The organism is Vibrio sp. Vb1574, from assembly GCF_033338675.1.
The window spans coordinates 1-1,024 of record NZ_JAWOTC010000482.1 but is presented as its reverse complement, the minus strand read 5'-3'; the positions used below and the strand labels follow the sequence as shown (position 1 = coordinate 1,024).

Sequence of the window (1,024 nt, the reverse complement as noted above, 5' to 3'; positions counted from 1 at the left end):
GAGAGCCATTGCTCTCGAACCTAGTGGCTGGGCTGAATCATGATGAGATTGCCCAAGCCTTGAGGCTCAACCACAACACAGTGGCGACTCGATTATTCAGAGCGCGCAACCAGCTCATCGCGCAGCAAGGAAACCATTAAGACAGAAGTTCCTACTGGTATGAAGCTCACCTAGCCACCAAGAAAACTTGGTCAATCATGCCAACTAACTGGCTATGCTCGGGTCTATTTCATAAGTCGTTACATAACTTGGTGCGTTAACGCTTTACATCTGGCGTTACTGGATGAACACTTCCACCCAAAGTACAATGGCAGCCGACATAATAGAGTCAGTAGGAAATTATGAGTAACACGACGGCGAAAAAGTCGAATCCCCTATTCGAGATCCTTTTTAACGTATTCATCCCTTCGTTCATCTTGATGAAATACAGTGGCGAAGAGCACCTAGGAACCGCAATGGCACTGGTTGTCGCTTTGCTCTTTCCTGTGGTTTACGGCGGTATGGATCTCATCCGCAACAAGAAGTTTAACTTTATCTCAGCACTTGGTTTTATCAGCGTATTATTAACTGGCGGCATTGGCTTGTTGGAGCTTGATACTCGCTGGTTAGCCTTGAAAGAAGCCTTGATTCCCGGCCTGATCGGCATCGCGGGATTGGGCTCCACTTTTACCCGCTACCCATTGATGCAAAAAATGGTATTGAACGACACGGTTTTGAACCTCGCGTTGATTAACGAGCGTTTGAGAGAAAATGGTAAAACCGATGCGTTCGAACGTTGCCTAATGTCTTCGAACTACTTGTTCGCAAGCACCTTTGCATTCTCATCTGCAATGAACTACTTCCTTGCTACGTGGATCGTCACCAGTCCATCAGGCACCGCGGCCTTCAATGAAGAGCTCGGTAAGTTGACACTTTACAGCTACCCGATGATCGCCATTCCTAGCATGTTGATGATGTTTGGTATTTTTTACTACATTTGGCGTCAAATTCGCGCGATGACGTCTCTTGAAACTGAACAAATTTT

General features: G+C 46.4%; 2 protein-coding genes. Both read left to right on the top strand.

Annotated elements, in window-relative coordinates:
• Positions 1 to 140 (top strand): sigma factor-like helix-turn-helix DNA-binding protein (locus R7O12_RS27025; RefSeq protein WP_318127136.1); only part of this gene is annotated, 140 nt, incomplete at its 5' end.
• Between the two features lie 201 nt (positions 141 to 341).
• On the top strand, positions 342 to 1,024 hold a 683-nt coding region (locus R7O12_RS27020; protein ID WP_318127135.1), incomplete at its 3' end, for a VC0807 family protein.